This window comes from Mesorhizobium sp. LSJC269B00 (genome assembly GCF_000502815.1).
Lineage (GTDB): Bacteria > Pseudomonadota > Alphaproteobacteria > Rhizobiales > Rhizobiaceae > Mesorhizobium.
Map to the genome: position 1 here is coordinate 129,723 of NZ_AYVN01000014.1, position 26,655 is coordinate 156,377.

The 26,655-nt window shown below is 62.6% G+C and carries 32 protein-coding genes and 1 pseudogene; 19 read left to right on the top strand and 14 right to left on the bottom strand.

The genetic code is table 11. The features are described 5' to 3' along the window. Position 1: 1 nt before the first annotated feature. The 3 genes from X771_RS140150 to X771_RS140140 all read left to right on the top strand — a co-directional run bounded on the left by X771_RS140150 (position 2) and on the right by X771_RS140140 (position 2,818). Positions 2-1,159 (top strand): amino acid ABC transporter permease, encoded by a 1,158-nt coding sequence (locus X771_RS140150; protein ID WP_023689902.1) that lies wholly within the window; start codon positions 2-4, stop codon positions 1,157-1,159. Positions 1,160-1,243: 84 nt separating this feature from the next. Next, positions 1,244-2,047, top strand: coding sequence for an amino acid ABC transporter ATP-binding protein (locus X771_RS140145; RefSeq protein WP_023671483.1), 804 nt, complete (start codon positions 1,244-1,246; stop codon positions 2,045-2,047). Positions 2,048-2,152: 105 nt separating this feature from the next. Beyond that, a complete protein-coding gene (locus X771_RS140140) occupies positions 2,153-2,818 on the top strand; it encodes a TIGR02117 family protein (RefSeq protein ID WP_023820019.1) in 666 nt (221 codons plus the stop codon). A gap of 223 nt (positions 2,819-3,041) precedes the next feature. Here X771_RS140140 and X771_RS140135 read toward each other — a convergent pair whose 3' ends face one another. Beyond that, positions 3,042-4,280 carry an FAD-dependent monooxygenase gene (locus X771_RS140135; RefSeq protein WP_023689904.1) on the bottom strand — a complete coding sequence of 413 codons (1,239 nt, stop codon included), beginning with the start codon at positions 4,278-4,280 and terminating at the stop codon, positions 3,042-3,044. A gap of 19 nt (positions 4,281-4,299) precedes the next feature. Further along, positions 4,300-4,545 carry a zinc-finger domain-containing protein gene (locus X771_RS140130; RefSeq protein WP_023705697.1) on the bottom strand — a complete coding sequence of 82 codons (246 nt, stop codon included), beginning with the start codon at positions 4,543-4,545 and terminating at the stop codon, positions 4,300-4,302. Positions 4,546-4,779: 234 nt separating this feature from the next. Between X771_RS140130 and X771_RS140125 the strand changes: the two genes are divergently transcribed. Beyond that, positions 4,780-6,972 (top strand): RNA degradosome polyphosphate kinase, encoded by a 2,193-nt coding sequence (locus tag X771_RS140125; protein ID WP_023689905.1) that lies wholly within the window; start codon positions 4,780-4,782, stop codon positions 6,970-6,972. Next, positions 6,972-8,504, top strand: a complete 1,533-nt coding sequence (gene ppx / locus X771_RS140120) for an exopolyphosphatase (RefSeq protein WP_023689906.1) — start codon at positions 6,972-6,974, stop codon at positions 8,502-8,504. The genes X771_RS140125 and ppx overlap by 1 nt, the downstream gene beginning before the upstream one ends. 262 nt (positions 8,505-8,766) lie before the next feature. Here ppx and X771_RS140115 read toward each other — a convergent pair whose 3' ends face one another. The 6 genes from X771_RS140115 to X771_RS140090 all read right to left on the bottom strand — a co-directional run bounded on the left by X771_RS140115 (position 8,767) and on the right by X771_RS140090 (position 14,711). After that, positions 8,767-9,174, bottom strand: a complete 408-nt coding sequence (locus X771_RS140115) for a DoxX family protein (RefSeq protein ID WP_023715186.1) — start codon at positions 9,172-9,174, stop codon at positions 8,767-8,769. A 137-nt stretch (positions 9,175-9,311) separates the two neighbouring features. After that, positions 9,312-9,734, bottom strand: coding sequence for a DoxX family protein (locus tag X771_RS140110; protein WP_023671490.1), 423 nt, complete (start codon positions 9,732-9,734; stop codon positions 9,312-9,314). Positions 9,735-9,989: 255 nt separating this feature from the next. Beyond that, positions 9,990-11,387 (bottom strand): class II fumarate hydratase, encoded by a 1,398-nt coding sequence (gene fumC, locus X771_RS140105; RefSeq protein ID WP_023671491.1) that lies wholly within the window; start codon positions 11,385-11,387, stop codon positions 9,990-9,992. A gap of 582 nt (positions 11,388-11,969) precedes the next feature. Continuing rightward, positions 11,970-13,055, bottom strand: a complete 1,086-nt coding sequence (locus tag X771_RS140100) for a glycosyltransferase family 10 (protein WP_245262757.1) — start codon at positions 13,053-13,055, stop codon at positions 11,970-11,972. A 4-nt stretch (positions 13,056-13,059) separates the two neighbouring features. After that, positions 13,060-13,821 (bottom strand): SDR family oxidoreductase, encoded by a 762-nt coding sequence (locus X771_RS140095; RefSeq protein ID WP_031203138.1) that lies wholly within the window; start codon positions 13,819-13,821, stop codon positions 13,060-13,062. 128 nt (positions 13,822-13,949) lie between these two features. Then, a complete protein-coding gene (locus tag X771_RS140090; protein ID WP_023689910.1) occupies positions 13,950-14,711 on the bottom strand; it encodes an NIPSNAP family protein in 762 nt (253 codons plus the stop codon). 84 nt (positions 14,712-14,795) lie between these two features. Here X771_RS140090 and X771_RS140085 point away from each other — a divergent pair, with 84 nt between their 5' ends. After that, complete coding sequence (locus X771_RS140085) at positions 14,796-15,482, top strand: TetR/AcrR family transcriptional regulator (protein WP_023689911.1); 687 nt, start codon at positions 14,796-14,798, stop codon at positions 15,480-15,482. Between the two features lie 18 nt (positions 15,483-15,500). On the opposite strand, the gene X771_RS140080 is transcribed toward X771_RS140085, so the two are convergent. Then, complete coding sequence (locus X771_RS140080; RefSeq protein WP_023689912.1) at positions 15,501-16,094, bottom strand: hypothetical protein; 594 nt, start codon at positions 16,092-16,094, stop codon at positions 15,501-15,503. Between the two features lie 132 nt (positions 16,095-16,226). Here X771_RS140080 and X771_RS140075 point away from each other — a divergent pair, with 132 nt between their 5' ends. Beyond that, positions 16,227-17,351 (top strand): metallophosphoesterase, encoded by a 1,125-nt coding sequence (locus X771_RS140075; protein ID WP_023689913.1) that lies wholly within the window; start codon positions 16,227-16,229, stop codon positions 17,349-17,351. Positions 17,352-17,401: 50 nt separating this feature from the next. Here the strand turns inward: X771_RS140075 and X771_RS140070 are convergent, their stop codons facing one another. Continuing rightward, positions 17,402-17,581, bottom strand: a complete 180-nt coding sequence (locus tag X771_RS140070) for a CsbD family protein (protein WP_023671498.1) — start codon at positions 17,579-17,581, stop codon at positions 17,402-17,404. Between the two features lie 171 nt (positions 17,582-17,752). On the opposite strand from X771_RS140070, the gene X771_RS140065 reads away from it, so the two are divergent. The 8 genes from X771_RS140065 to X771_RS140040 all read left to right on the top strand — a co-directional run bounded on the left by X771_RS140065 (position 17,753) and on the right by X771_RS140040 (position 21,602). Further along, entirely contained in the window at positions 17,753-18,406 is a 654-nt protein-coding gene (locus X771_RS140065) for a glutathione S-transferase family protein (protein ID WP_023689914.1), read from the top strand. 30 nt (positions 18,407-18,436) lie between these two features. After that, a complete protein-coding gene (locus X771_RS0134990) occupies positions 18,437-18,769 on the top strand; it encodes a YciI family protein (RefSeq protein WP_050587489.1) in 333 nt (110 codons plus the stop codon). Positions 18,770-19,235: 466 nt separating this feature from the next. After that, positions 19,236-19,445: a cold-shock protein gene (locus X771_RS140060; RefSeq protein WP_023671502.1), complete on the top strand. Its 210-nt coding sequence runs from the start codon at positions 19,236-19,238 to the stop codon at positions 19,443-19,445. A gap of 293 nt (positions 19,446-19,738) precedes the next feature. After that, positions 19,739-19,963, top strand: coding sequence for a hypothetical protein (locus X771_RS140055; RefSeq protein WP_023689917.1), 225 nt, complete (start codon positions 19,739-19,741; stop codon positions 19,961-19,963). Further along, on the top strand, positions 19,963-20,370 hold the full coding sequence (locus X771_RS140050) for a hypothetical protein (RefSeq protein ID WP_023671504.1): 408 nt from the start codon (positions 19,963-19,965) through the stop codon (positions 20,368-20,370). The genes X771_RS140055 and X771_RS140050 overlap by 1 nt, the downstream gene beginning before the upstream one ends. Before the next feature lies 1 nt (position 20,371). Then, the gene (locus tag X771_RS1000000168915) at positions 20,372-20,536 is read left to right on the top strand and encodes a hypothetical protein (protein ID WP_023671505.1); all 165 of its coding nucleotides are present in this window, start codon (positions 20,372-20,374) and stop codon (positions 20,534-20,536) included. 52 nt (positions 20,537-20,588) lie between these two features. Then, entirely contained in the window at positions 20,589-20,921 is a 333-nt protein-coding gene (locus X771_RS140045; RefSeq protein WP_023671506.1) for a YkgJ family cysteine cluster protein, read from the top strand. A gap of 69 nt (positions 20,922-20,990) precedes the next feature. Continuing rightward, positions 20,991-21,602 (top strand): LysE family translocator, encoded by a 612-nt coding sequence (locus tag X771_RS140040; protein WP_023689918.1) that lies wholly within the window; start codon positions 20,991-20,993, stop codon positions 21,600-21,602. A 23-nt stretch (positions 21,603-21,625) separates the two neighbouring features. On the opposite strand, the gene X771_RS140035 is transcribed toward X771_RS140040, so the two are convergent. Further along, positions 21,626-22,618 carry an AraC family transcriptional regulator gene (locus tag X771_RS140035; RefSeq protein ID WP_023689919.1) on the bottom strand — a complete coding sequence of 331 codons (993 nt, stop codon included), beginning with the start codon at positions 22,616-22,618 and terminating at the stop codon, positions 21,626-21,628. 182 nt (positions 22,619-22,800) lie between these two features. Between X771_RS140035 and X771_RS0134995 the strand changes: the two genes are divergently transcribed. Together X771_RS0134995 and X771_RS140030 are read left to right on the top strand one after the other, a co-directional pair. Beyond that, positions 22,801-23,226 carry a GFA family protein gene (locus X771_RS0134995; protein WP_031203141.1) on the top strand — a complete coding sequence of 142 codons (426 nt, stop codon included), beginning with the start codon at positions 22,801-22,803 and terminating at the stop codon, positions 23,224-23,226. Positions 23,227-23,282: 56 nt separating this feature from the next. After that, the gene (locus tag X771_RS140030; protein ID WP_023671510.1) at positions 23,283-23,798 is read left to right on the top strand and encodes an OsmC family protein; all 516 of its coding nucleotides are present in this window, start codon (positions 23,283-23,285) and stop codon (positions 23,796-23,798) included. Between the two features lie 71 nt (positions 23,799-23,869). Here X771_RS140030 and X771_RS140025 read toward each other — a convergent pair whose 3' ends face one another. Genes X771_RS140025 through X771_RS140015 form a run of 3 tightly spaced genes read right to left on the bottom strand, consistent with a single transcriptional unit; the run spans position 23,870 to position 25,770 of the window. After that, on the bottom strand, positions 23,870-24,256 hold the full coding sequence (locus X771_RS140025) for a nuclear transport factor 2 family protein (RefSeq protein ID WP_023828901.1): 387 nt from the start codon (positions 24,254-24,256) through the stop codon (positions 23,870-23,872). Between the two features lie 15 nt (positions 24,257-24,271). Further along, entirely contained in the window at positions 24,272-24,718 is a 447-nt protein-coding gene (locus tag X771_RS140020) for an OsmC family peroxiredoxin (protein ID WP_023689922.1), read from the bottom strand. A gap of 41 nt (positions 24,719-24,759) precedes the next feature. Further along, positions 24,760-25,770: an NAD(P)-dependent alcohol dehydrogenase gene (locus X771_RS140015; protein ID WP_023689923.1), complete on the bottom strand. Its 1,011-nt coding sequence runs from the start codon at positions 25,768-25,770 to the stop codon at positions 24,760-24,762. 102 nt (positions 25,771-25,872) lie between these two features. Here X771_RS140015 and X771_RS140010 point away from each other — a divergent pair, with 102 nt between their 5' ends. Both X771_RS140010 and X771_RS1000000167400 read left to right on the top strand, forming a co-directional pair. Continuing rightward, positions 25,873-26,481, top strand: a complete 609-nt coding sequence (locus X771_RS140010) for a TetR/AcrR family transcriptional regulator (RefSeq protein WP_023689924.1) — start codon at positions 25,873-25,875, stop codon at positions 26,479-26,481. Positions 26,482-26,509: 28 nt separating this feature from the next. Further along, a pseudogene (locus tag X771_RS1000000167400) lies at positions 26,510-26,623 on the top strand (LysE family translocator); the annotation flags it as partial. Positions 26,624-26,655 lie beyond the last annotated feature (32 nt).

The following is a 26,655-nucleotide window of genomic DNA, read 5'->3' on the forward strand; positions in this document are numbered from 1 at the left end:
CATGCAGGAACACGATACCGCCTGGGTGCGGACCGAAATGGCCCTGGCGCAACAGGCGCCGGCCGGCGTGCGGGGCCCCATCGCCTGGGTCCGCAAGAACCTGATCGGTTCAGTGGGCGACACCATCCTGACCGTACTGGGCATCGCACTGGTGGTGATGATCCTGCCGCCAATCATCAACTGGGCCTTCATCAGCGCCCAGTGGGTAGGGTCCGATCGCTCGGTATGCGCCACGGCGGCGCAAGGCGGCGTTCAGCCGGATGGCTGGTCCGGCGCTTGCTGGGCGTTCGTCAACGCCAAGTTCGGCCAATTCATGCTCGGCCGCTATCCTATTGAGGAGCGCTGGCGGCCGATCCTGGTCGCCATACTGTTCGTGGCGCTGCTGGTGCCGCTGCTGATCCCGCGCGTGCCGCGCAAGGGGCTGAACGCGATCCTGCTTTTCCTGGTGCTGCCGATCGTCGCTTTCGTGCTGCTGGTCGGCGGCATGTTCGGCCTGCCGCATGTGGAGACGCAGCTATGGGGCGGCCTGCTGGTGACGCTCAGCCTGGCCTTCGTCGGCATTGCAGTGTCGCTGCCGTTCGGCATCGTGCTGGCGCTCGGTCGGCGCTCGAAGATGCCGATAGTCAAGATGCTGTGCGTTATCTTCATCGAATTCGTTCGCGGCATCCCGCTGATCACCGTCCTGTTCTTTGCCAGCGTCATGCTGCCGCTGTTCCTGCCCCCCGGCGTTTCCTTCGACAAGTTCCTCAGGGCGCTGATCGGCTTCTCGTTGTTTGCCGCCGCCTACATGGCGGAGGTGGTGCGCGGCGGTCTGCAGGCGATCCCCAAGGGCCAGTATGAGGGTGCGGATTCGCTTGGTCTCGGTTACTGGCAGAAGATGAACTTTATCGTGCTGCCGCAAGCGCTGAAGCTGGTCATACCCGGCATCGTCAACACCTTCATCGGCATGTTGAAAGACACAAGCCTGGTTATCATCATCTCGATGTTCGACCTGCTCGGTGTCGTCAAGCAGAACTTCTCCGATCCCAACTGGGCGACGCCGCAGACCACCAAGTCCGGCCTGATCTTCGCAGCCTTCGTCTTCTGGCTGTTCTGCTTCGGCATGTCGCGCTATTCGATGTATACGGAACGCCGGCTCGACACCGGCCACAAACGTTGATGCATGTCGCCCAAAAGTGTTTAGCGGTTTTGGGACAACGACATGCATCATAGCTAAAAGACAGAACAAAAAGGGGAACCTGCCATGGTCATAGAAAACGCCGTCAGCGCCGAAGAGATCAAGGTCGATGCCAAGAAGATGCACATCTCGACCACCGATGTCGCAATCGACATCATCGGCATGCACAAATGGTATGGCGAGTTCCATGTGCTGAAGGACATCAACCTCAAGGTGATGCGCGGCGAGCGCATCGTCATCTGCGGTCCTTCGGGCTCGGGCAAGTCGACCATGATCCGCTGCATCAACCGGCTGGAAGAGCACCAGAAGGGCAAGATCATCGTCGACGGCAAGGAACTCACCAACGATCTCAAGAAGATCGACGAGGTGCGCCGCGAGGTCGGCATGGTGTTCCAGCACTTCAACCTGTTCCCGCATCTGACCATCCTGGAGAACTGCACGCTGGCGCCGATCTGGGTGCGCAAGACGCCGAAGAAGCAGGCCGAGGAAATCGCGATGCACTTCCTCAAGCGCGTCAAGATCCCCGAACAGGCCAACAAATATCCGGGCCAGCTGTCGGGCGGCCAGCAGCAGCGCGTGGCGATCGCGCGTTCGCTGTGCATGAACCCGCGCATCATGCTGTTCGATGAGCCGACCTCGGCGCTCGATCCAGAAATGATCAAGGAAGTGCTGGAGACGATGGTGGGCCTGGCCGAGGAAGGCATGACCATGCTGTGCGTCACTCACGAAATGGGCTTTGCCCGCAAGGTCGCCAACCGGGTGATCTTCATGGATCAGGGCCAGATCGTCGAACAGAACACGCCGGCCGAGTTCTTCGACCATCCGCGCCACGAGCGCACGAAGCTGTTTCTGTCGCAGATCCTGCACTGAGCATTTTCATGCGAACCAAAAGAGCCCGGCCGTAATGCGGCCGGGCTCTTTTGCTATCTGGGGTCGGGGTTGATCTTCTCCATTGAAACACAAAGCCGCCGCCGCATGAGAAAAGCCCTGCGTTTCGTGGCCATGCTGATTATCGTGGTCGCGCTCGCTGCCACGCTCGGCACGCTGGTGCCGCGTCCGCTGTGGCCGGCGTCAGCGGCGGGTGAGGGCACGCGCCATATTCTGGTGCTGGAGAATCCGATCCACACCGACATCGCCATTCCCGTCGATGACGAGGTGCGCCGGCGCTTCCATTTCCTGGTCGCTGCCGGCATCCCTGTCGACGCCCCGGAAGTGAGCTACATCGTCTTTGGCTGGGGCGGCCGGGCCTTCTATCTGGAGACGCCGAGCTGGTCGCAGCTGAAAGCAGTGCCCGTCCTCAAGGCGCTGACACTGGACGCCTCGGTCATGCATGTCGATATCGCCGGGGCCATCGCCGAGCCGCACCCTGCTGTCACCGGTTTCGACATCGATGAGGAACGTTTTGCAGCGCTGCTCGACTATATCGACGCGAGTTTCCAGCAAGGGCCGCATGGTCCGGTCGTCATCGAGAACGCCGCCTATTCCAGCTTCGACCGCTTCTTCGAGGCGAACGGCCATTTCAACGCGCTTGTCGGCTGTAACACCTGGACAGCCGCCGGCCTGCGCACCGCCGGCCTGCGCACCGGCTGGTGGAACCCGCTGCCGGCCTCGCTGGGCTTGTCGATGCGGTTTTATAACTAGCAGTCCTTCATCGCACCGCGACAGTGTTGGATCTTTTGAAGTCAGCGGGACAGCACCCCCCTCTGGCCTGCCGGCCATCGCCCCCGCAAGGGGGGAGATCAGCCGTTTTGCCCGCGGCGCTCCTGCTGCGACGCCGGCGATTTTGGCGAAGGCGACGGCGACATCCAATCTCCCCCCTTGCGGGGGAGATGTCCGGCAGGACAGAGGGCGGTCGGAAGGATCGCTAAGTCGACGATCTAGACTGCCGAGCGTCCGCTCGCCATCCATAGAGCCAGTCGAGGTCGGCGGCGAGCTTGTCGGGCGAGCGCATGGCCAGGAACAGATTGCGGGCGATCGCCACCGGGCCGGCAGCATGCCAGGCGAGGCGGTTTACGGCCCCACGACGCGCGGCCTTGGCGACACGCGGCCGCCGAAGATTTTCCCAGATTTGAAAACTTCTGGGCAGATCGCCAGGGAAATCGGCGATAGCGTCGGCAAGCGTGATGGCATCTTCGATCGCCATTGCCGCGCCCTGTGCGGCAAACGGCGTCATCGCATGCGCAGCGTCGCCGATCAGCGCGATGCCCTGCGGGCTCGTCCACCGCTGTTGTTCGACGGTGTGGATCGGAAAGGCCGTCCATGGGCCGGCCAGTGCCACAAGCTTCGTCAGGCCCGGCGCGGTGCCGCGCAGGGCAGCCGTGAGGATCGCGGGATCGGCATGGCCCGACCAACCTTCGGCCATGCGCTCGCCCTTGGTGAAGGCGGCGAGATTGAAGGCCCGGCCTTTGCTGACGGGATAGGCGACCATGTGGAAGCCTGGATGCAGGAACGTGGTGACGCAGTCGGCGGCGCCGATCGCGACAAAGGCTTCGCCGGAGGCGCTCTCGGCCGCGATCGTGACTCGCCAGGCGAGTTCGCCCGAAAAACGGCTTTTGACGAAGTCCTCGCCTGCGAGTTGCGCCCGGACCGCCGACCAGACGCCGTCGGCGCCGACCAGCAGTTTGCCGCGTGCCTCGATCTCGCGGCCGTCCACTTCGGCGGTCACGGCGACATATTGCGCGTCTTTGACGATGCCGGTCACGCGGGCGCCAGTGATGAACTCAATCTCCGGCCGTTCAGCCATTTGCGCCAACAGCGCTGCCTGCAGATCTGCGCGGTGAGCAACGAGATAAGGCGACTGCCAGCGCGCTTCGGCGGCGTGCCCGAGCGGTACCCGCGCCAGTTCGCGCAGCGTCCCGGCGTCCTTGAGCACGACCGCTTCCGGCCGCAACGCTGCGGGCAGCAGTCGGTCGAGCACGCCGAGTTTTCCAAGAATGCGTGTTGCGTTGGGCGAAAGCTGGATGCCGGCGCCGGCCGCTTCGAGGTGCTGTGCCTGTTCGATAAGCTTTACCGGATAACCCCGTCCGGCGAAGGCAAGGGCAGCGGTCAGCCCGGCGATGCCGGCCCCGGCGATTATGACCTGCCGGGACCTGATGTCTTCCATCGGGCTTGTCGCGGAAGGATCAGGCGGCCTGGTCGATATAAAGGCAACCAGCCGGCAGCGTTTCCGTCGCCCTCAGCTTCGCCGAATAGCGGTAGAGCGTCGAGCAGTAGGGACAGACCTTTTCATTGTCGTCGCCCATGTCGAGGAACACATGCGGGTGGTCGAAGGGCGGGTTGGCGCCGGTGCACATGAATTCCTTGACGCCGATGTCGATTGCCGGATGGCCCGCATCGTTCTGGAAATGGGGAATGGAACCGCCTGCCATCGTCGTCTCCTTGATCTCGTCGAAAAGCATCTGGAACATAACAGGCCTGTTTGCAAGATCGATGAAATGAAACTGTCGCAAAAGCCTGTCAGAGGATACGTTGAGCCGGTTAAGTGCATGTCCCTGAAATCGGAACGGTTTTCGCCGAAGGGTCATGCGCCACAAAAGCGTGTTAGAGGCATGGCACGTCCAGCGGCGCTCCAAGGGACGGTTGGCGGGGGAAGAGCAGGAACCATGAACGAACTGAAGCCGGTGCAGAGCGAATTCATCAATGTCGAGGTGGCGAGCCCCGAGGGCGGCAACCCCGATCGGTTCGTCAACCGTGAGTTCTCCTGGCTGCAGTTCAACCGGCGTGTGCTCGAGGAATCCCAGAACCAGCACCATCCGCTGCTCGAACGCGTCCGTTTCCTGTCAATTTCAGCCGCCAATCTCGACGAATTCTTCATGGTCCGCGTCGCCGGCCTTGCCGGCCAGGTGCGCGAAGGCATTGCGCTCAAGAGCCCCGACGGCCGCACGCCGGAGCAGCAGCTGGAACAATTGCTGCGCGAGGTCGAGCGGCTGCAGGAGGACCAGCAGAACAGCCTTTCGGCGCTGATGCTGCTGCTCAACAAGGAAGGCATTGAGAGCATCACCCGCGATGCACTGACCAAGGATGAGAAAGTCTGGCTGGAAGACCATTTCCAGGACCAGGTCTTCCCGGTCCTGACTCCACTGTCGATCGACCCGGCGCATCCGTTTCCGTTCATTCCCAATCTCGGCTTCTCGATGGCGCTGCAATTGCGCCACCGCAAGAATGGCGAGGAGATGAGCGCACTTCTGCGCCTGCCGGTGGCGCTGAAGCGCTTCATCCGCCTGCCCGACCGCAAGCAGCACGTTCGCTTCATTCCACTGGAGGAGGCTGTCGGCCTCTATATCGGGAAGCTGTTCCCCGGCTATGAGGTCAAGGGTTCCGGCACCTTCCGCATCATCCGGGACAGCGATATCGAGGTCGAGGAAGAGTCGGAAGATCTCGTGCGCCTGTTCGAGACGGCGCTGAAGCGGCGCCGCCGCGGTTCGGTCATCCGCATCGAATTCGACAAGTCGATGCCCGGCGAATTGCGCGAGTTCGTCGCCGGCGAGCTTGGCGTCTCTTCGAGCCGCATCAGCGTTCTGACCGGCCCGCTGGCGCTCAGCCAGATTTCCGAGATCGTCGCCGTGCCACGCGACGACCTGAAGTTCACCCCCTACAATCCACGCTTTCCCGAGCGCATCCGCGAGCATGGCGGCGACTGTTTCGCGGCCATCCGCGAGAAGGACATCGTCGTCCACCACCCCTATGAATCCTTCGACGTGGTGGTCCAGTTCCTGCGCCAGGCGATGGCCGACCCGGAGGTGGTGGCGATCAAGCAGACGCTCTACCGCACCTCCAACGACAGCCCGATCGTGCGCGCCTTGGTCGACGCGGCCGAGGCCGGCAAGTCGGTAACCGCCCTGGTCGAGCTCAAGGCGCGCTTCGACGAGGAAGCCAACATCCGCTGGGCGCGCGACCTCGAACGCGCCGGCGTCCAGGTCGTGTTCGGCTTCCTCGAACTCAAAACCCATGCGAAAATGTCGCTTGTGGTGCGGCGCGAGGACGGCAAGCTGCGCAACTATGTCCATCTCGGCACCGGCAACTACCATCCGGTGACCGCGCGCATCTACACCGACCTGTCCTTCTTCACCACCGATCCGACGATCGCGCGCGATGTCGCCCAGCTGTTCAACTTCATCACCGGCTATGCCGAGCCGACCGATGAGATGCGGATCGCCATCTCGCCGTTTACGCTGCGCAGCCGTATCCTCAAGCACATTGCCGACGAGGTCGCCCACGCGCTGGCTGGCCGTCCGGCGCGCATCTGGATGAAGATGAACGCGCTCGTCGATCCCAACATCATTGATGCGCTCTATGACGCCAGCCGTGCCGGCGTCGAGATCGATCTCGTCGTGCGCGGCATCTGCTGCCTGCGGCCGCAGGTGCCCGGCCTGTCGGAAAACATCAGGGTCAAGTCGATCGTCGGCCGCTTCCTCGAACACAGCCGCATCTATTGCTTCGGCAACGGCCATGGCCTGCCGTCGGACGAGGCGATCGTCTACATCGCCTCGGCCGACTTGATGCCACGCAATCTCGACCGCCGCGTCGAGACCATGGTGCCGATCACCAACCCGACGGTGCATGAACAGATCCTTGGCCAGATCATGCTGGGCAACATCATGGACAACCAGCAAAGTTTCGACGTATTGGCTGACGGAACCTCCCGGCGCGTCGTGCTGGAGGAGGGTGAGGAACCGTTCAACGCGCAGGAATATTTCATGACCAATCCGAGCCTGTCGGGACGGGGTGACGCGCTGAAGTCGCATGCGCCCAAGCGCATCGCGCAGTTCAAGCGTCGCAAGAAGAACACCGGCTGATGATTTCAACGTCCCAAGGCCGGCTGCAGGATCGCCGGCCGCTGTCCATTATCGACATCGGCTCGAACTCGATCCGCCTTGTCGTCTATGAGGGGCTGGCGCGCTCGCCGACCTTGCTGTTCAACGAAAAGATGCTGGCCGGCCTAGGCCGCGGCATCGTTTCGACCGGCAAGCTCGACCCCGAGGCGGTGACGCGCTCGATGGAGGAGTTCCGCCGTTTCCGTGCGCTCTCCGACCAGGCCGGCGCGGAGCACATGTATGTGTTGGCGACGGCCGCGGCCCGCGAAGCGATCAACGGCCCCGATTTCATCCACCGCGCCCAGGATGTGCTCAAGACCGAGATCCGCGTGCTCACTGGCCGGCAGGAGGCGCATTATTCGGCGCTTGGCGTCATTTCGGGCTTCCACCCCGCCAATGGCATTGCCGGTGATCTTGGCGGCGGCAGCCTGGAGCTTATCGACATCAATGGCGAGGCGATCGGCGACGGCATCACGCTGCCGCTGGGTGGCCTGCGGCTGCAGGACATGGCCAGGAATTCGCTCGCCCAGGCGGCAAAGATCACCCGCGACGAACTGGCGCGCGCCAAATTGTTGAAGGGCGGGCTGGGACGGCCCTTTTACGCCGTTGGCGGCACCTGGCGAAACCTTGCCCGGCTGCACATGGAAATGACCAACTACCCGCTTGGCGTCATGCACCACTATGAGATCGGTGTCGAAAGCGCCGCCAATTTCCTGAAGCAGGTGGCGAAAGGCGAGATCGAGAAGGTCAAGGGCATCGAAGGTGTGTCGAAGAACCGCCGTTCGCTGCTGCCCTATGGCGCGGTCGTGCTGCAGGAGATCATGGCGGCGATGCAACCGTCGAAGATCATCGTCTCGGCATTGGGCGTGCGCGAAGGGTTTCTCTATTCGCTGCTCGACCCTGCCGAGCAGAAGGCCGATCCGCTGGTCTCCGCTTCGGAGGAACTGGCGCGGCTGCGGTCGCGCTCGGTCACCCATGCGCATGAGCTTGTCGAATGGACGGACAAGACCTTTGCCGCCTTCGGCATCGACGAGACGGAGGATGAGGCACGCTATCGCCACGCTGCCTGTCTGCTGGCCGATATAGGCTGGCGCGCACACCCGGAATATCGCGGCAAGCAGTCGCTCAACATCATTGCCCACGCCTCCTTCATCGGCGTCGATCACCCCGGCCGTGCCTTCCTGGCGCTGGTCGGCCTGTTCCGCCACGAAGGCGTGTTCAACGATGCGGCGCCGGAAATCCGCGGCCTGGCGACGCCGCGCTATCTCGATCGCGCCCGCATCCTGGCGGCGGTGCTGCGCGTCGTCTATCTGCTGACTGCGGCCATGCCCGGCGTCATGCCGCGGCTGAAATGGGAAAACCGCGGCAATGGCACGTTGGCGCTGGTGCTGCCGGCCTCACTTTCCGATCTTTACGGCGAACGCCCGGCCGGACGGCTGGCGCAACTGGCGCGGATCACCAACCGCCGGCTGGTGCTGGCGGTCGAGGGTGGGCAGAGCGTGTCGGTGAAGTAGGCGCGGCCTGACAGCAAAACCATGTCGTCGTCGGCCTCGCGTTCGAGGACCGGCTTCCTCAATCCGTCGCTGCTTCGCACCGCCACCTTCCCCCCCCGGAGGGAAAGGAAGGGAGCCTCGTTGGAAAGCGTTGGCGGCAATAGGCTCGCGCCCTTCCTCTACCCCGTCGATCGGGGGAGAGGGGGCTCGGCGAAGCCGAGACGGAGTGGGGGTCGACCTGCCTCGGGCATCGATGGTTCAACCGGGACGATATTTGACGATATCAGACCGCGGCACCGCGCCCGTCGATCGACCAGGCCCCGGCGCCGGCCATGGCTAGCGCCAGGAATCCGCCGGCGATGGCAATATCCTTCATCAGCATCTGCTGGTGCAGGAAGGTGAGCATCGGGTCATCGCCGCCCTGGCCGTAGTGGCCGATGGAGCCTGCAACGATGCAGAAAGCGGCAAGAAGTATCGCAACGACCGGCGTCTGAAAGCCGACCAGTATCAAGAGACCGGCAATCAACTCGAACAGCCCGGTGCCCCAGGCGGCAAGCGTCGGCAATGGCATGCCGAGGCCGGCGAAATAGCCGGTCGTCCCGGCAATGTCGGCGAGCGCGTGGTAGCCGGAGGGAACGAGCAGGGCGGCGAGCAGCAGCCGGGAAATCAGAAGCAATGCATCGCGGGGCATGGTCATCTCCGTTGTCTGTCCGCCGGCTGTTTCGAGACCGATCCTAGCAGGGATGGGACGGGCGCGCGCTTGGGCAGACAACGAAAAAGCGGCGTGGAAAATTCCACGCCGCTTTTTTCAGGCTTGGGAGGGAAAGCTCAGCCGCGCTTGGCGTCGATCGAGTAGGCGCCAGGGCCTGAGGAAGCCAGCAGCAGGAAACCCCCGGTGATGGCGACGTTCTTCAGGAAATGGATCATCTGGTTCTGGTCGGCCCAGCCGGTATGGGCGACAAAGGCCGAAGCGATGGTGAAGACCGCGAGCACCCAGGCGGCGATGCGGGTCTGAAAGCCAACGAGCACGGCAAGGCCGCCGAGCAATTCGATCAGGCCGACGACAATGGCCGTTATGGTCGGCACCGGCAGGCCCATGGCGCCGAAATAGCCGGCGGTGCCCGAAATGGCGGTGAGCTTGCCGAAGCCGGAAAGCAGGAAGATGGCGGCGAGCAGGATGCGGCCGAGCAGGATGGTGGTGGAACTGTTGGACGCGATGCCGGCGCCGGCAGCGGAAGTGTTGATGGACATGGTGGCTCTCCGAAAAGGGTTGATGTCCCGTCAGATAGACCAAGCCGACTGTTCACCAAAGCCGCCAGTCCGGCGACGCATTGTTCACAGGACGTACATTTCGGGATCGTTCGACCGACGCAAAATTCTTGTCGCGGCCAGCAGCGGCGGGAGCAAATTGTCCCGCCACACAATTCGGATTCTAGTTGACGCAATTCCCAAGAAGAGGGGCTGCGCGCTTCCCGAGGAAACGCAAGGCACTTTCCCTGGAATCGCTTAACCCGGATGCGTCATGTCCTCCGGCCGCACCAGCCGGTCGTAGTCTGCCTCGCTGACCAGCCCGGTGGCCAGTGCTTCCTCGCGCAAGGTGGTGCCCTTCTTGTGCGCGGTCTTGGCGATCTTGGCGGCATTGTCGTACCCGATCGTCGGCGCCAGCGCTGTCACCAGCATCAGCGAGCGGTCGAGCGCGGCCTTGATGTTGTCTTCGCGCGCCTCGATACCGACGACGCAATTGTCGGTGAAGGAGATCGAAGCGTCGGCCAGCAGCTGCACCGACTGCAGGAAGTTGTAGGCCATCAGCGGGTTGTAGACGTTGAGCTCGAAATGGCCCTGGCTGCCGGCGAAGGTCAGCGAGGCGTTGTTGCCGAACACCTGCACGCAGACCTGCGTCAGAGCCTCGCACTGCGTCGGGTTGACCTTGCCAGGCATGATCGAGGAACCCGGCTCGTTTTCCGGCAGCGACAGTTCGCCGAGGCCCGAGCGCGGGCCGGAGCCGAGGAAGCGGATGTCGTTGGCGATCTTGAAGAGGGCGGCGGCCGCCGCGTTGATGGCGCCATGCGAGAACACCATGGAATCGTGCGCGGCGAGCGCCTCGAACTTGTTCGGCGCGGTGACGAAGGCAATGCCGGTAATGTCGGCGATGCGCGCCGCCACCTTTTCCGCAAAGCCGACCGGCGCATTGAGGCCGGTGCCGACTGCGGTGCCGCCCTGCGCCAGTTCCTGCAGGCCGGGCAGCGTCATCTCGATGCGCTTGATCGAAGAGGCCACCTGTGCGGCATAGCCGGAAAATTCCTGGCCCAGCGTGAGGGGGGTGGCATCCTGCGTATGGGTGCGGCCGATCTTGATGATGTGGGCGAAAGCCTTTGTCTTGACCTCGAGCGCGGCGTGCAGATGCCTAAGCGCCGGCAGCAGATCGTGCACGATGCGCTCGGCGCAAGCGATGTGCATGGCTGTCGGGTAGGTGTCGTTCGACGACTGGCTCATATTGACGTGGTCGTTGGGGTGCACCGGCTTCTTCGAGCCCATGACGCCGCCCAGAAGTTCGATCGCCCGGTTGGAGATCACCTCGTTGGCGTTCATGTTGGACTGCGTGCCCGAGCCGGTCTGCCACACGACCAGCGGGAAATGGTCGTTGAGCTTGCCGTCGATCACCTCTTGCGCCGCCTCGATGATCGCCTTGCCGACTTCCGGATCGAGCCGCTTCAGCTCCATATTGGCTTCCGCCGCCGCTCGCTTGACGATGCCGAGCGCACGCACGATCGAGGCCGGCTGCTTTTCCCAGCCTATCCTGAAATTGCCGAGGGAACGCTGCGCCTGCGCGCCCCAGTAACGGTCGGCGGCAACCTCGATGGGGCCGAACGTGTCGGTTTCGGTTCTGGTCCTGGCAGCGGTCACTTGTCTCTCCGACGATCGAATTCGGCAACGGCGTATCGCGTTGCACAATGGCCTTCAAGCAGAGATTGCGGCCGGCAGGCAGTAAATCGGTTGAAGCGGTAGCGCCGGCCTTCGGGATCCTGCACCCTCCACTTTCGTGTGAAGGAAATTGCTCCTCAGTGCGGCTTGATCCCATAAAGTGGACGGAAACTTGCGGATTTGCTCGATGAGATCATGTCGAGCTGGCGGATTGCTCTACGCAAACTTCCCCCAGGATCAGCAATGCGCAATTCACGTCTACCTACGAGCGACGCTGCCACACGATCCAAACTACCATCCGTACCGGCGTCTCACAGGCAACAGCAGCGATGAGGTAGCTTACGCGCTTGTCCTTCTGTTCAGTTTCCCGACCAAAATCCGGCATCGCATCCGGATCGAGCTTCGGATCGCGAAGCCGAGAATTTCAAGTCCACCCTGGGAGCGCCTCCACATAGCCTCGGGGATTGCCAAGATGCATGGCGGCAAGGTCGAAGCCGTCTCGACGTCGCAAGGGACGCTCTTTGTCCTCCGTATTTTGCTGAAAGCGCGCCTGATCGCGGACCGTCAGCTCGGAACCTTTTTCCTCCAACGGCGCAGCTTTGTCCTGAGATAGGATCTATAGCCGAACGGAAGTGTTCGCCGTCCGGAAGGCTTGCTTGTCCGCGCCTCCAGACGCTGGCGCACGACGCTCATCAGTCTGCAGAACGCGGGTGTTTCCAATGATTGCACCCGTTTGACGAGATTGTCGGGCAATGGCTTTGAGCGCCAGTCGAAATAAGCCTCGTAGTCTTGCGGCGTTGCTATCAGGCGCTGGAGATAGGCTGCAAGATCGCTGGCGCTGGCGAAGGCACTGGCGTCAATAAAGGAGTGCTCCGGAACGAACTCGTCCACATTGGGAGCGCCAAGGTAGATCGGCACCGTGCCGGCCATGAACGCGTCATAGATTTTCTCGGTGACATAGTCGGCCTCGATCGAGTTCTCCATGGCCAGGCAGAATTTGTGCCGCGCAATGGTTTCGATCTTGGTCTTCGAGCCCAGATCGGGGCCAGAGACCGATCGGTTGTTGCGATATCGGCCATAAGAATCGATCTTCATGTGGCGCGCCAGTTCGTTCGCCAGATCGACACGGCCGCTATAATTCAGGCCGGCCGACTGGAAGAGTGCGACCGGCGCTTCTTCCGTTTTCGGCACGATTGGTCTGGCCAGCGCATCTTTCCACCACACCGCACGCGGAAGGTAGGGTACCCAGACATCGGACCGGGATTCATGCGTCATGATGATATCGAAGTGCCGCATGATTTTGGGGTCGGCAAGTCGCTTGTAGTTTTGGCCGCATTCCATCGACCAGGCGACCCAATATTGACCAGGGTATTTGTAGGCATCGCCAACTTCGCGAAAGTTCGGAATATGGAAGACGACTGCCGCGGCCTCGGAAATCCGTCGTTTGTCCAGTGTCCACCGCCCGGGCATTTCGCACTGTATCGACGCGATATCGACGGGTTTGCTGAAGAACGTTGTGTAGAAGAGGATCAGTGGATCGATAGACGGCATGGCACCACGAATGTCTGAAGCATTGCTCAATCTGCAGACAGACGCGGTATCGGAAGTTTGGTCAAGTGCTCCGCTTGTTCGAGGCCGAGGGCCGTCCAAACGGTCACCCCGCCGTATACCCGCCATCGATCGCGAAAATGCCGCCGCTGGTCCACGCCGCCTCATCGCTGGCGAGATAGACGGCGATGCCGGCAAGATCGCTGGTCTGGCCGATGCGGCCGAGCGGGTAGCTGCGCTCGACATAGGTTTTCAGCTCGGCTTGCGCTGCCGCCGGCAGGTTGTCGATCGACTTGCGCCGCATGGCGGTGTCGACCGTGCCGGGCGCAATCGCATTGACCCTGATGCCGCGCGGACCAAGCTCGAAGGCCAGCGACTTGGTCAGCGAATTCAGCGCGCCCTTGGACAAGGAATACAGGCTCGACGGCCGCTTCGGGATCATCTTGTCGGCGAAGTAGGACGAGATTTTGATGACGGAGGCGTTGGCGCCGAGATGCGGCAGCAGCCGCTGGGTAAGGAAGAACGCCGCCGTCACATTGAGCGCGAAGGATTGCTGGAAGAGGTGCTCGGTGACGGTCTCGAACGGCACCAGATAGGCGACGCCGGCATTGTTGACGAGGATGTCGAGTGGGCCGGTTGCTTTCGCGCGATCGACCACGGCATCGATGCCGGAAGAGGTCGAGAGATCGGCCGACTGGGTGCCGACGTTGCCCTCCGCCGCAAGGGTCTCGCGGGCGGTCTCGAGCTTGCTGGTGTCGCGACCGACGATCAGCACGTCGGCGCCCTCGCGCAAGAAAGCTTCCGATATCGCCAGGCCGATGCCGTCCGAGCCGCCGGTCACCAATGCTCGTTTGCCAGAAAGTCTCATTGAAGGCCAAGTCGCATCGAATGCTCTCGCTGTTGCCCGCGTCACGAAGGCAATGCCGATCGGCGAGGGCGGTCAAGCCGCCGGCCTATCGCTCAGTATGAACTTCGGTTGGCCGCGTGCCGATCCGGTTACCGCAGCAGCGACTGCGACGTCGGCGTCAGGCGCAAGGTTTCGGTCCGCCAGGTCACATCGGCCGCTTGCCATTGGGGCGAAGCGGCAACTGCGGCTTCGTAACTGGCATGCGCCTCGGGACTGTTGAAACCCGTCACCGCGATAAAGACGTTTTCGCTCAAGCGCACCGGCAGGCGGGGAAAGCTGTTTTCGGCGTGCTCGGTGATGAAGGCGCCAAGCAACCGTCCGCCGGCGCCGATAAGGACCGGAACGGCATCCGTTTCGAAATTGCCGGCGAAATCGGCTTCGGCGCCAGACCGCAGATGATGAATCTGGATGACAACAACACCGGTCAAGCCATTGTCTGCGCTTGGCTTTCCATCCGCCGGCATGGCGCCTCGCTGCGCGCCTGACAGATCGAAGCCGGCGCCTGGCCATGCCGGCTTCAAGAGCAGCACATCGTCGGAATCGATCATCGTCGCATTGGCGGCGTCGCGGTGCGCCGTCCACACCGGCCCGTCATAGAAGGCGGTGAGCGCCTGCTTCCGCGCTTCCATGCCATCGAAGCCGCGCAGCCAGACGAATATGTCGGGGCGGTCGAGGTCGCGGAACTGTCCGATGATGGTCATGCCGGCGTGTTCCTGGCCTTCGATGAACCGACTGTCGAAGATGTCGATCAGCGTCTCGCGCCGTCCCGGCTTCAGCGTGTACTGCCGCAACTCGACGACAGGCGAAGCGAGCAGGCTTGCCGTCGCAGGCGCATTCAGGGGTACGGTCATTGTGTCGTCTCCAAAAACAGGATGATCATCCGGTTTATAAAACAGACCGGTTGTCCTGTTTTGTCAATCTGCTATCGTTGGCAAATGTCAGCAGAGATTGCTCGGGCTCCGAAAGGGCCGCCGCGAAAACGCACCAACGATCCCGAAGGGCTGCGCAACAAGGTGCTCGATATCGCCGAAGCGTCGTTCCAGGCGCGTGGCTATCATGCATCCGCTCTTGGCGAGTTGATGACGACCGCAGGCGTCAGCGGCGGCGCGCTGCATCATCATTTCCCGACGAAGAAGGCGCTCGCTCTGGCGGTGATCGAGGAGCGCGTGGCAGCGGCCCTCGATGAAACCTGGATCAACCCTGTACGGGCGGCAGGCTCGGCGCGCGAAGGCGTGCGCGCGGTGTTCGAGGCGGTGGCGACCGAGCTTGAGCAGCAAGGCTTCGTGCGCGGCTGTCCGCTCAACAATCTGGCGCATGAACTGTCGCTCGCTGACCCGGATTTCCGCGCCGCTCTGGACGATATCTTTGCCGGATGGCGTCAGGCGGTTGCCGACAAGGTGCGAGCCGACCAGCAGTCGGGGAGGGAGCAGGGCACCGACCCCGAGCGCTTTGCGGCACTCGCCATCGCCGCCTATTCCGGCGCCATGTCGATGGCCAAGGCGGCACAGGATGCCAGCGTGCTGCGCGATTGCCTGGCCGAACTTCAGGGCAGCTCAACGCCGCCATTCCCGAGCAGAGCGAAGCGGCGTCGCAGGATCCTGCTGCGGCCGGGAAAACCTTGAGGCCGGAACTGCGCTGTTCTAGTTGGAAAGCGGCTTGATCGTCTCGTAACCGTTCACCGATTCCGCGCTGGTCCCTTCGTCGTAACGCCGGGCGAGAGACGCTTGCAGATCGGGAGCATAAAGCGCGGTGAATGTGTCCAGCGTTTCGCCGGCGCCGTTCTTGAAGGTCTCCGTGACCGCCAGCACGTTGTATTTGCAGCCGCCGACGCTGAACGTCTCCTTGCCCTTGACGACCAGGCTCAGTGTCTTGGTGCTCTTCGGCTGCTTGTTCGGCGACAACTCGACGAATTCGATCGTGCTCTTGGCTCCCGTCTTCAGCGGAAACAGTTTTCGCAGATCGGAAAACGGAATCGTCGCCACCCGTCCGGTATCGCTGTCGCGAAACACTTCGACCAGGCCGGCAAACAGGAACTGTGTCTGCGGCGATTGCGATTCGTAGTTGTTGGCGACGGACACCATGCCGCCGGCCACCGGCCGAAACTCGCTGCGGACGCCAGGCATTTCCAGAACGAAGCCGGCCTTGGCCGATTTTGCGTCGACACAATCGGCGGCATGCACCGCAGCCGCCGGCAGCAACCCAGCCAGCACCACGCCTATCGAAACGGCTCTCATGAAATCCTCCCCCTCTGCTTGTATTTGCTACGCGCCAGCATGACCCAAGAAATGCCAGAGCCACAGTGCCGTGTCGACCTGCCATTCCTGGCAACTGGACGGTGGGGCGCCGGCTGTGCTGAATTTCAGGTCATGAATCGCAAGCTCGTCCTCTCCCGTCGCAATTTCCTCGCACAGGCAGCCGGCCTTACCATGGCTGGCATGCTGCCGCGCGCCGCGCTTGGCCAGACCGGCAAGCGCATCCAGCCCATCGACGCCACCTTTCTGTTCATCGCCGACGTCCATGCCTGCCGCATGTCGAGCGGCCTCAGCCCCAACTGCCTGGAGGAAGGCAAGACCGACGCCGCCTTGCTGCGCAATGTCGCTGTCCTCAATGGCTTGGCCGGCCGGCAATGGCCAGTCGAGATCGATGGCGTTGCAACCCGCCTGCGTTCGGCCGGCGGCCGCATCGATGCGCCGCTCGGCCTCGTTGTCGGCGGCGACATCACCGACGATGGCGGCGGCCAGATCACCGAGCCCAGCGAAGGCACGCAACTGTTGCAGTTCAGCCAGCGCTATCAACAGGGCGTCGGTCCCGATCGCGTGCACATGCCGGTCTATGTCGGCCTCGGCAATCACGATCTCGACCAGAACGGCTCGCCGCCCCATGTCGACTGGTACCGGCGTGAATTGCGCGACTATGTCGAGATCAACCACCGCCCCGGCGTGTTCTTCAAGCCGCCGGTGCCGGCCACCGAATACGATGTCGACACCGACTGCTATTCCTGGGACTGGGGCGGCCTGCATCTCGTCCAGACCCACCGCTTTGCCGGCGACACCGGCCATGGCGCGGTGAGCAGCCTGCCGTGGCTGAAGCAGGATCTGGCGACCTACGCGGCGGATGGCCGTCCCGTCATCCTGTTCCAGCACTATGGCTGGGACACTTTCTCGGTCGAGCGCTGGGACCCGGCCAAGCGCACCTATGACGATGACGGCGCAGGCGCGCCGCATTGGTGGAGCGAGGCCGACCGCCAGGCGCTGCTGGCGGCGCTGAAGGGCTACAATGTCATCGCCATCTTCCATGGCCATCAGCACGAAGTGCCGATGATCTACAAGAGCGATGGCCTCGACCTGTTCAAGCCGAAGGCCGCCTATATGGGCGGCTTCGCGCTGGTGAGGGTAACCGGGGACAGCATGGACGTAGTGCTGGGCGAGGCGGCCGGCGACCACGGCGAGGTCAAGTTCACCAGCGCCTTCAGCAAGAGTCTCAGCCTCTGACAAGAAAAAGGCGGCCTTGAGCCGCCTTCCTCATTGCCTGCGAGATCGGGTCAGAGCGCCTTTTTGATCTTGTCCTTCACGTCGCCATAGACCTTCTGCACCTTGCCGGCGGTCTTGTCTGCAGTGCCTTCGGCCTGGGTCTGCCTGTTGCCGGTCGCCTTGCCGCCGGCCTCCTTGACCGAGCCCTTGACCTGCTTGGCCACGCCGGCAACCTGATCCTTGTTCACCATCTTTGCATCTCCTGGGATTCCGGGGATTCATTCGCAGGAGGCAAACGGGCCGGCTTGGCTTAGGTTCCCTGGGCGGCGATCATCGTCGCATCTGGTCGCTTATATGGTCGCCGAAACGCTTTGCCGCGTCGTATCATGTGACTAGTGTGACGAAATTTTGGGGAGACCGCCTTGGCTGAATTTACGCTCATCATCGCCAACAAGTGCTTTTCGTCCTGGTCGCTGAGGCCATGGGTGGCGATGAAGCATCTGGACATCCCTTTCGAGGAAGGTTTCGTGCGCCTGCGCACGCCCGAAACCTTTGCCGCTCTGGCGAAAGTCTCGCCCACCGGCCTTGTGCCAGTGTTGAATCACAATGGCAGGATTGTCTGGGAAACCCTTGCCATCCTTGAATATCTGGCCGACCTGTTTCCGGAGAAAAAGCTTTGGCCTCAGGATATCGGCGCCCGAGCGCTGGCCCGCTCGGTAGCGACCGAGATGCATTCCGGCTTTCGCGAGGTGCGCTATGGCTGGCCGATGAATTTGCGCAGGCCGAAGGGCCACAAGCCGCTCGACGCCGAAGGCGAAATGCAGCGCGCGCGCATCGAAACGATCTGGCGCCAGTGCCGGGAACAATACGGCAAAGGCGGCCCCTTCCTGTTCGGTCATTTCACCGCGGCCGATGCCATGTATGCACCTGTCGTCACCCGCTTCGACACCTATGGCGGCAAGCTCGCGCCCGACACGCGCGCCTACGTCGACGCCGTGTTGGCAACGCCGGCGATGCGGCACTGGTATGCGGAAGCAGCGAAGGAGACTTGGCCGGAACCCGGCCCGGACGAATAGGACCACTAATGACATCACGGTGAGTGACCGATGGCCAGCAATGATGGACCGCGTGAGACTACCGCGCCAACAATCTTCCACTGCCGGCTGATCCCGCCTCGGCCGGACTTCGCCTTCACCCTGACGGAGGAGGAGAGGGAGTTGATGGGCCGGCATGCCGACTATCTGCGCGGCAAGCTTGCCGAGGGCACCATGATCCTGGCCGGGCCGGTCGCCGACCCGGCCGCCGGCCCTTGGGGTCTGCTGATCCTGCGTGTCGGCAGCGAAGCCGAGGCAAGAGCGGTCACCGACGGCGATCCGGTGTCGAGCTCCGGCCGCGGTTTCCGCTACGAGATCCTGCCGCTGATCAGCGCGATCCTGTAGGCGAGCGTAAGTTTAAGGAAAAGTGTGCAAACGGTTTTCCCTTGGGAATTGTGTCAGACAACGGCACATACAAGAACGCCTCTCGCACCGTTTAATGTGCGGGAGGCGTCCTTTTGCCAGCATTACCGAGATTGCTCTCTGAATTGCTGACACCACGGAAATGCGCCGGCTTGCGATTGGTTCCGGGGCGTGAAATATTTTTTGGGAACGCCTTGCGCTCCGCCACCTCGTCAGTTGAGGCTTATGCCTCAGGCATCCTCAGGTTGAATTTGGTCTGCGGCCAAACCAGAAATTGACTCGGCGCTAAGAGAAGTCTATAAGAAATATGTCGATATTTGTTTGACCGACTTTTGTTATCCGCGCATGATGCGCGCCTTTGACGAACTTCCCCATCAAAAATCGAGACAAAACGCTGTTGTGCAGTCGCACGATGGTGAACGAATATTTGCCAGGGAAAGGGTTCTTCATGGCCACCGGCACAGTGAAATGGTTCAACGCCACCAAAGGTTTTGGTTTTATTCAACCTGACGACGGCTCCGCCGACGTTTTTGTCCACATCTCGGCCGTAGAGCGCGCCGGCATGCGTGACATCGTCGAGGGTCAGAAGCTCGGCTACGAGATGACCCGCGACAACAAGTCGGGCAAGATGTCCGCCGACCAGTTGAAGGCGGCCTGATAAGGAATTCGGCCTTCCGGTGACCACGGATGTACTGGCACCGATGAAAGGCTGAAAGGAGCGCCTTGCGCATCCAACTGGATGCGCGGCGCTTTCATGGAAGGTCAGGCGGTGCCTGGCCTTTTTCATTTTGTGCGTCATGCCGCTAAAAGTGCGCCGCACGCCGGCCGGAACGTGCTAAGGGACGCTCCAGCAATCTGAACCGCCCATACTGCCCCGCTGCCGTATTGCTTTGGTCCTAATCGAAGACCGCTCTCGCTCTATCGGCACCAGGCTCCCGACAGGAGAAAGTTTTGACCACGCAATCCAAGACCGCCGACCAGGCCGGCTCGCTGTTCAGCAAGACGCAAACCCAGTCCATGTCACTCAACCGCATCCTGTCCGAGCGTGATGCCGTCAGCGAGGCGCGCGAAGCCAAGACCGCGCGCTTGCGCGAACTGCGCAAGGAAAAGGAAGCCGACGACATGGCAGCGGCCGCAGTCCTTGCGGCGCTGCCAAAGCGGGCAGGCAAACGCTGATGGCCACCAAGCGCGTACCGCCGACGCCGATCGATGCCGATGCGACCATCGCGTCCATGGTCCCGGGCCTGGACAAGCCGGTCGAATATGTCCGCCGTGTGCTGGAAAAGCTCGAGCGCTGCAAGCGCGCGCATGGCGATGCCCAGGTGCGCGTCGGCGTGCGCGGCCGTGCCGAAGCCCCGAACTATCTGGTCGAATATGTCCGCGAGGACAAAAAGACCCAGGAGCGCGTGACCTACCAGGATGCCGCCTATAGCGGCAGCACGCATCGCGAACTGGCGGCGCACCACATTGCCGAGGCGAGGAACTGGTCGCCCGAGGAAATGAACATCACAGCGGTCTCGGCGCTGATCGGCCGCTTGCGCAATCCGCGCGCACCATCATCCCGCTTTTCCGACGAGGACTGACATGGCCATAAAGTTTTCCACCAAGGACCAGCCGGCAGCGCCGGCTGCTGCCACTGCAAAGCAGGCCAAGCCCGCTGCCGCGCCGAAGGCCGCCGAACCGTCGGCAACCGATCTGTTCGAGGCGCCAGCCGCCACGCCCAAGGGCAAGGCAGGCAAGAAGAAATAGCGCCTTGCCGCACCAAGCCGATCGCAATCTCGCAGCACCTGGGCTGGTCGCGTTGGCCGCCAGGGATATCCGGTCGTCAAAACAGGACGACCAGCCGGTTTTCGATTGCCAGAGCTGCGGCGCCTGCTGTTCCTACTCGGCCGAATGGCCGCGCTTCTCGACCGAGGACGATGCGCAACTTGACCGGATTCCGGAAAAGTTCGTGTCCGCCGACCTGTCCGGGATGCGCTGCGAGGGCGTGCGCTGTTCGGCGCTTACGGGCGAGATCGGCAAGCACACAGCCTGCGGCATCTACGAGATCCGCCCGGACGTCTGCCACGCCTGCATGCCTGGCGGCGACGATTGCCTGATGGCGCGCAAGGCGCACGGGATGCCAACGATCTAGCCGACGCCCACCTTGCCTCATCCCACATCCCCCGATAGCTTCCACCACGGGCAGGGCGTTGGAGGAACCATGAGCATCGAATTCCTGTTGACGTCGCTGATCGTCGTGGCTTCGCCCGGCACCGGCGTTCTCTACACGCTGAGCGCCGGGCTTTCGCGAGGCGCGCGCGCCTCGATCACTGCTGCATTCGGCTGCACGCTTGGCATCATCCCGCATATGGCCGCCGCCATCACCGGCCTGGCGGCGCTGCTGCACACAAGTGCTGTCGCCTTCGAGACGCTGAAATATCTCGGCGTCGCCTATCTCCTCTACATGGCCTGGAACACGCTGAAGGAGAAGGGCGGCCTGAGCGTCGATGAAAACGCGGCACCCCGCTCGGCAGCCAAGGTCATCACCTCCGGCATCCTGATCAACATCCTGAACCCGAAGCTGTCGATCTTCTTCTTTGCCTTCCTGCCGCAATTCGTCAGCACGACCGAACCGAACGCATTTGCCAAGATGCTGGAGCTCTCGAGCGTCTTCATGCTGCTGACCTTCGTCGTCTTCGTCGCTTACGGCATCTTTGCCGCCTCGATCCGCAGCCATGTCGTGTCGCGGCCGATGGTGCTGACCTGGATGCGCCGCACCTTCGCCGGCGCCTTTGTCATGCTTGGGGCCAAGCTGGCGCTTGCTGATCGATAGAACAGGATCTGGCAGGCATCGGCCTACTCTTCGTCGGTTCCGGATCCGGTCCGGATGCCTAGACGCCAGGCGGAGGGCGGAAGGCCGATCATCTTCTTGAAGGCGCGGCTGAACGCTGCCTCGGATTCGTATCCGATTTCAGCGGCGATGCTGGCCATGTTGCTGGAGCCGGCGCTGAGCAGCTCCGAGGCGATCTGCATGCGCCATTTGGCGAGATAATGCATTGGCGGCATGCCGACCAGCCTGGTGAAGCGTTCGGCGAGCACGCTGCGCGACAGCGCGGAGTCCTTCGCCAGCGCCTCCACCGTCCAGTTATGCGCCGGCCGGTCGTGGATCAGCGCCAGTGCCCTCGCCAGGTGCGGATCGCGCAGGCCAGCCAGCCATCCCGTGGTTTGTGGCGGCAGCGATTCCAAGTAACGGCGCAACACGTCGACAAACATCAGTTCGCTCAGTTTGGTGAGCACCGTTTCACTGCCTGCGCGCTTTTGCGCCACCTCCGTGACAGCCAGGTTGATGAACTGGCTGAGCCAGCCGCCATCGCCTTTGGCATCTCCGGCCTTGATCACCGGGGGCAAAGCCTCGAGCAGGGGATTGAATGGCTGTGCATCACAGGCGAGATAGCCGCAAACCAGCCTAGCCGAGGTCGCGCCGTCGCCGGCGCAGTTGATGTAAAACGGCATCCGACCGGCTGTTGCGATGTCGAGAACGTCGGCTGTCGGCGGATCGGCGCGCAGCGCCGGATTGCTGGACATAATATGCGGGTCGCTCCTGGTGAAGACGACGACTTCGCCTGCCTCCAGCGCGATCGCTTCCTGGCCGACGATGCGCGCGAAGCAGCGACCGGCCGTTACCACATGGTAGGAGATCAGATGGTCCGCACCGGGCAGGATCTTCGGCAGGATGGACGATGGCGCCGGCGAGCAGACGGCCCACGGCTCGTGGCCCTCAACGTCAAAAAACGTCGCGCCGGTAAGGCGTACCGTCCTCAACAGGTCAGACAGAGCATCCCCGGCCATTCCGTTTCGTCCCGCACCCGGCTAGCCGGTCAGCCATCCCTTTCGAGTTCCGGACGCGCTGTCAAGCGAGGCGGACGCCGTATCATTCAGTTCGCGGCCAGAACTCCTAAACCTGCACCGGTGCTCAAGCGCTGCCGAGAGAGGGCGCTGAGTGCTGTCGAAACCAACCAGGGACAAATGTCATGACGGTACATAAGGGCGGGTGTTTTTGCGGCGCTGTGGAAATCGAAGTGCACGGAGCCGCCGAGGCAATGGGCTATTGCCATTGCGGTTCTTGTCGATCGTGGTCGGCGTCTCCCGTGAACGCATTCACGCTGTGGAAGCCTCAGAACGTCAAGGTCACGGGGGGCCTGGAGTTCCTGTCCGGGTTCGAGAAGACCGAAATGAGCGATCGCCAGTTCTGCACGAAATGCGGTGGTCATCTGATGACCGTTCATCCGCCGCTCGGCCTGGTCGATGTCTATGCGGCAACGATACCAGGCGTGAAATTTACGCCTGGAGTTCACGTCAACTACGCTGAGACCGTGCTGCCGATGAAGGACGGGCTGCCCAAGCTCAGGGACTTTCCGGCTGAGCTCGGCGGCTCCGGCATCGCGGTGCCGGAATAAGGCCCGGCCACTGCTCGCCATTTTTGACAACGACAATTCAAGACAGGAGATTGTTCATGGAAATCGCAACATTTCGCGCCACGCAGGAGCCGATCAAGGATCTCTATCGCAGGGATGCGAAGGCCGCGTTCCTCACCTTGAAGGCCAAAGGCGTCGCCGACGCGTCCACCGTGACCTGCAAGGTCGAGACCGGACGCGGGCTGGCGCTTGCCGGCATCCATCCGATGGCCGGGGGCAGCGGCCAGGAACTGTGCTCCGGCGACATGCTGCTGGAGGCGCTGATCGCATGCGCCGGTGTCTCGATGCGCGCGGCGGCGGCCGTGCTCGAAATTCCGATCAGGTCCGCCGAAGTTTCCGCGGAAGGTGACGTCGATCTTCGCGGCACGCTCGGCGTGACTGCGGGTGTTCCAGTCGGCTTCAAGGAAATCCGCTTGCGGTTCGACATCGACACCGACGCTCCCCAAAGTCAGCTCGACCAACTGCTCGAACTCACGGATCGCTATTGCGTGATCTTCCAGACGATCCAGAACAGTCCCAGCACCACGGTGAAGCTGCACCGCGTCATCCAGTGACCAGAAAACCGGCCCGGAAACTCGACTTGAGCGAGATTCCGGGCTGGGAACGGGAGTGCCGGGCAACGCTTCTATCCTTTGACGTAACCCATCGCCTCGACGATCAGCTCGTCCGCGACACGCATCAGGTTGACGCCGCGGATGGAGTTGCCGTCGGCCATGAAGTAGCGCCAGCGGATCGTCGCCCGTTCACCGGCGACGAAGGTTTCCTCGAGGTCGAAGCGCGTGCCGGGCTGGGTGGCGATCGCCGACCATAGGTCAATGCACGCCTCTTTGCCGGCATGGCGGGCGCCGTCCGGCGCCGGCACGGTGTTTTCGATAACGCAATCCTGCGCCACCAACTCGGCAAGCGCGGACGGATCGTGCAGCTGGAACACATCGTTGAAGCGATGCATGATCTCGGCCGTCTGCCGGGACAAATCATTCCCGGCTGCGTCCATGATAAGCTCCTGTTTCATCATATTCTCCCGGTTTCATTGATCTTTGACGGCTTTGACCAGCACGGCCTTTAGGGTGATCTGAGGCACGCCGGCCAAGGCGCGCGAGACGAGGCAAGTCGCCTTGGCCGACTGCGCCAGGCGTTCGAACTCGTCTTCGGCGAGATCCGTGACCTCCGCCTCCGTTTCGAGCTCGATGCGGGTGATCGTCGGCCCGGCGGCGGTCGCGCCGAGATGCACCTTGGCGACGGTGCGGATGGTGCGGGCGACGTGGCCTTCCTGGCCGAGGATGAAGGTCAGCGCCATCGAGAAGCAGCCGGCATGTGCTGCCCCGATCAGCTCTTCGGGATTGGTGCCCGGACCGTTCTCGAACCGCGACGGAAAGGAATAGGCGCCTTCGAAGACGCCGCTGCCAAGCCGCAGACGGCCGCCGCCTTCCTTCAGCGTGCCTTGCCATTCTGCGGAAGCTTCACGGATGGTCATGGTCGTTCTCCTGGTTCGGGGTTGAAAAGCGGGCAATTGGGTCAGGCGCAGTCGATGACAACCTTCCCGAACACGTCGCCCTGCTGGAAGTGGCGGTACGCTTCGGGGGCTTCGGCAAAGGGGAAGACCCTGTCGACAACGGGCTTGAGGCGATGCTGCGACACGGCGCGCAGCATGGCCTCGAGATTGCTGCGGCTGCCGACGAACAGGCGGCTGATGGTAGCGAGGCTGCGCTGATAAAGCGCTGCCGGCATCTCGATCGATCTGCCACTGGCGTCCTGCAGCGTCAGCAGCACGATGTGTCCATAAAGCGTGCTGGCAATCAGCGACTGCGCGAAGGTGGCCGGGCCGCCGGTTTCGACGACGAGGTCGATGCCGCCTGTCTGCTCGCGCGCCCAGCCGCCCCATTCCGGTATGTCGGTGCTGGAGACAACGAGGTCGGCGCCCAGCGCCCGCAGCCTGTCGGCCTTCTCCGCGCGCGATGTGATGGCGACAACCCGGCAGCCGAGCAACTTGGCGAACTGCAGAGCAAACAGCGAAACGCCACCCGAACCGATGGTGAGAACCCATTGACCAGGCTTCGGAATCCGGGTCCCGGTCACCGCGTTCCAGGCCGTCACGCCGGCGCAGGTCAGCGTCGCCGCTTCGTGCCAGCTCAGATGATCGGGCAGTCGCGCCGCCCATTGTTCGTCGAGCACGGCAAACTCAGTCAGCATGCCGTCAAGCGTACAGCCGAGCTGGTCGATCAGACCGGCATTGATGCGGCCATCGATCCAGCGGGCGAAGTAGCTGCCGGTGACGCGGTCGCCGACGGCAAAACGGGTGACGGCATCGCCGATTGCGACGACGTCACCGGCTCCGTCGCTCAGCGGCACGATGCCTTGCCGCGCCGGCAAGGGATAGGTGCCGCCAAGGATCATCGTGTCGCGCCGATTGAGCGAGGCGGCGCGGACTCGCACCACGATCTCATGCGGTTTCGGTTCCGTCCGCGCCTCGTCGCGCATCGCCAGGGATTCGGTTCCACCAAACCCTTCGAGACGGTAGCTGCGCATGTCACTCTCCTTAATAGTATATAGACTGATCCACATATTATATAGACCGATTGTCATATTCTTGGCAAGGCCTATAATGCGTCACTGCTGACAGAGGTTGACATGGCCAACGACACCCGCACCCGCATACTCGAGACCACAGGCCTGTTGCTCAGGCAGCGCGGCTATCACGGCACCTCGCTCAACGACATTCTGGGCGCCAGCGGGGCGCCGCGCGGCTCGCTCTATTTTCATTTCCCAGGCGGCAAGGACCAACTGGTCATCGAGGTGACGCGCAACAGCGTTGCCGACGTCACGAAAAGGCTGGGCGAAGCACTGGCAGCCGAGAGCGATCCTGCAGTGGCCGTCCATCACATCTACCAGTCGGTCGGGCGCATGCTGGAGGACAATGATTTTTCGCTGGGTTGCCCCATCGCGCCGGTGGTGCTGGATTCACCCACCGATGTGCCGGAACTGGCGGAACTCTGCCGATCGGCTTTCGAGCGATGGATCGGCTTGCTGCAACAGGCCTTTGTCAGGGCAGGGGTGCCCGAACGCCGCGCGCACGCTTTGGCGCTGCTGGTCGAATCCTCGCTGGAAGGGCTGATGGTGATTGCGCGGGCCACCCGCGACCGTGCACCGGTGCTGGTGGTGGCCGATGAGGTGGCTGCATTGGTCGAGCAGGCGGTGCTTGCGGGCAAGGTTGCGCGGCACGCCGACGCCGCTATCTGAGGTCGGTCCCGCAAATCGGCGCTCCAGCTTCGCCGCCTCGATCCGCAGCCATGTCGTGTCGCGGCCGATGGTGCTGAGCTGGATGCGCCGCACCTTCGCCGGCGCCTTCGTCATGCTCGGCGCCAAACTGGCAATGGCCGACGGGCAGGGACGGCCGATCCGATCTATGCGTGT

Coding starts and splice junctions, on each gene's coding strand:
- X771_RS140125 (WP_023689905.1), top strand. CDS start 4,780: ATGAACGAACTGAAGCCGGTGCAGAGCGAATTCATCAATGTCGAGGTG.
- X771_RS1000000168915 (WP_023671505.1), top strand. CDS start 20,372: ATGGCCATAAAGTTTTCCACCAAGGACCAGCCGGCAGCGCCGGCTGCT.
- X771_RS0134995 (WP_031203141.1), top strand. CDS start 22,801: ATGACGGTACATAAGGGCGGGTGTTTTTGCGGCGCTGTGGAAATCGAA.
- X771_RS140110 (WP_023671490.1), bottom strand. CDS start 9,734: ATGTCCATCAACACTTCCGCTGCCGGCGCCGGCATCGCGTCCAACAGT.
- X771_RS140070 (WP_023671498.1), bottom strand. CDS start 17,581: ATGGTGAACAAGGATCAGGTTGCCGGCGTGGCCAAGCAGGTCAAGGGC.
- X771_RS140095 (WP_031203138.1), bottom strand. CDS start 13,821: ATGAGACTTTCTGGCAAACGAGCATTGGTGACCGGCGGCTCGGACGGC.
- X771_RS140145 (WP_023671483.1), top strand. CDS start 1,244: ATGGTCATAGAAAACGCCGTCAGCGCCGAAGAGATCAAGGTCGATGCC.
- X771_RS140050 (WP_023671504.1), top strand. CDS start 19,963: ATGGCCACCAAGCGCGTACCGCCGACGCCGATCGATGCCGATGCGACC.
- X771_RS140025 (WP_023828901.1), bottom strand. CDS start 24,256: ATGAAACAGGAGCTTATCATGGACGCAGCCGGGAATGATTTGTCCCGG.
- X771_RS140080 (WP_023689912.1), bottom strand. CDS start 16,094: ATGAGAGCCGTTTCGATAGGCGTGGTGCTGGCTGGGTTGCTGCCGGCG.
- X771_RS140060 (WP_023671502.1), top strand. CDS start 19,236: ATGGCCACCGGCACAGTGAAATGGTTCAACGCCACCAAAGGTTTTGGT.
- X771_RS140130 (WP_023705697.1), bottom strand. CDS start 4,545: ATGGCAGGCGGTTCCATTCCCCATTTCCAGAACGATGCGGGCCATCCG.
- X771_RS140150 (WP_023689902.1), top strand. CDS start 2: ATGCAGGAACACGATACCGCCTGGGTGCGGACCGAAATGGCCCTGGCG.
- X771_RS140040 (WP_023689918.1), top strand. CDS start 20,991: ATGAGCATCGAATTCCTGTTGACGTCGCTGATCGTCGTGGCTTCGCCC.
- X771_RS140140 (WP_023820019.1), top strand. CDS start 2,153: ATGAGAAAAGCCCTGCGTTTCGTGGCCATGCTGATTATCGTGGTCGCG.
- X771_RS140010 (WP_023689924.1), top strand. CDS start 25,873: ATGGCCAACGACACCCGCACCCGCATACTCGAGACCACAGGCCTGTTG.
- X771_RS140075 (WP_023689913.1), top strand. CDS start 16,227: ATGAATCGCAAGCTCGTCCTCTCCCGTCGCAATTTCCTCGCACAGGCA.
- X771_RS140015 (WP_023689923.1), bottom strand. CDS start 25,770: ATGCGCAGCTACCGTCTCGAAGGGTTTGGTGGAACCGAATCCCTGGCG.
- X771_RS140085 (WP_023689911.1), top strand. CDS start 14,796: ATGTCAGCAGAGATTGCTCGGGCTCCGAAAGGGCCGCCGCGAAAACGC.
- X771_RS140030 (WP_023671510.1), top strand. CDS start 23,283: ATGGAAATCGCAACATTTCGCGCCACGCAGGAGCCGATCAAGGATCTC.
- X771_RS140115 (WP_023715186.1), bottom strand. CDS start 9,174: ATGCCCCGCGATGCATTGCTTCTGATTTCCCGGCTGCTGCTCGCCGCC.
- ppx (WP_023689906.1), top strand. CDS start 6,972: ATGATTTCAACGTCCCAAGGCCGGCTGCAGGATCGCCGGCCGCTGTCC.
- X771_RS140035 (WP_023689919.1), bottom strand. CDS start 22,618: ATGGCCGGGGATGCTCTGTCTGACCTGTTGAGGACGGTACGCCTTACC.
- X771_RS0134990 (WP_050587489.1), top strand. CDS start 18,437: ATGGCCAGCAATGATGGACCGCGTGAGACTACCGCGCCAACAATCTTC.
- X771_RS140135 (WP_023689904.1), bottom strand. CDS start 4,280: ATGGAAGACATCAGGTCCCGGCAGGTCATAATCGCCGGGGCCGGCATC.
- X771_RS140020 (WP_023689922.1), bottom strand. CDS start 24,718: ATGACCATCCGTGAAGCTTCCGCAGAATGGCAAGGCACGCTGAAGGAA.
- X771_RS140090 (WP_023689910.1), bottom strand. CDS start 14,711: ATGACCGTACCCCTGAATGCGCCTGCGACGGCAAGCCTGCTCGCTTCG.